Genomic DNA, 1,066 nt, shown 5'->3' with positions numbered 1-1,066 from the left:
AGACGCGCCTCGGCCGCGGCCTGCGTCACCACGATCCCTGCGCCGGCGTCCGACAGCATGTAGCCGAGACGCTCGACCGGATAGGCCGGGTCGAGCGGCAGGTAGGCCCCGCCCGCCTTCAGGATCCCCAACAGTCCGATCACCATCTCCGCGGAGCGCTCGACGCAGACGCCGACGATGCTCTCGGCGCCGACCCCGAGCCCGCGCAGATGATGCGCCAGCCGGTTGGCCCGCCGTTCGATCTCCGCGTAGCTCAGCTGGCGCCCGCCATCGATCACCGCGACCGCATCCGGCGTTCGCATGGCCTGCGCCGTCACCAGATCGTGCAGGCATGCCTCCGACGGATAGGCCGAACACGTCTCGTTCCACTCCTCCACCAATTGCCGCCGCTCCGCCTCCGGCAGCATCGCAAGCTCGGATAGTCGCGCGTCGGGATCGGCAGCAATCGCCTCCAACAGCACCCGCCAACGTTCCGCAAGGCGCTCGATCGTCGATACATCGTAAATATCCGTCGCGTATTCGAACGCGCCTTGCAGTCCGGTCACGGTCTCCCGCAGCCGCAGAGAGACATCGAATTGTGCCGGCGGGTCGTTGCGCGGCACACGGCTCGATCGCAGGCCAGCGAATTCGAAACCCTTCCCTCGATCAATATGCAACGCAAACATGGTCTGAAAGACGGGATGACGGGCGAGATCGCGCGCCGGCTGCAGCTCCTGCACAAGCCGCTCGAACGGCAGGTCCTGGTGCTCATAGGCGCCCAGCGCCGACTCCTTCACGCGCAGGAGCAGCTCGCGAAAGGTCGGATCGCCCGAAAGGTCCGTGCGCATCGCAAGCGTGTTGGCGAAGAAGCCGATCAGCCCTTCCAGCTCGCGCCGCGTCCGGCCCGCGATCGGCGTCCCCACCACCACGTCGTCCTGGCCGCTCCAGCGCGACAGCACCGCCTGGAAGCCCGCCAGCAGCACCATGAACAGCGTCGCGCCTTCCTGGCGCGCCAGCGCCCGGAGCTTCACCACCAACTCCGCATCGAGCGCGAGCGCCGAACGGCTGCCGCGGAAGCTCTGTAGCG

Annotated in this window: 1 protein-coding gene; it reads right to left on the bottom strand. The window is 67.7% G+C overall.

Features of this window, described 5'->3' with window-relative positions; translation table 11 throughout:
- Positions 1 to 1,066, bottom strand: a 1,066-nt coding sequence (locus MOV75_RS39385) for a condensation domain-containing protein (protein WP_247008239.1), incomplete at both ends; no start/stop codon positions are given.

Source organism: Bradyrhizobium sp. PRIMUS42 (genome assembly GCF_023006515.1).
Lineage (GTDB): Bacteria > Pseudomonadota > Alphaproteobacteria > Rhizobiales > Xanthobacteraceae > Bradyrhizobium.
Note: the sequence above shows the minus strand (reverse complement) of the source record. Positions and strands in the feature narration are given on the sequence as shown.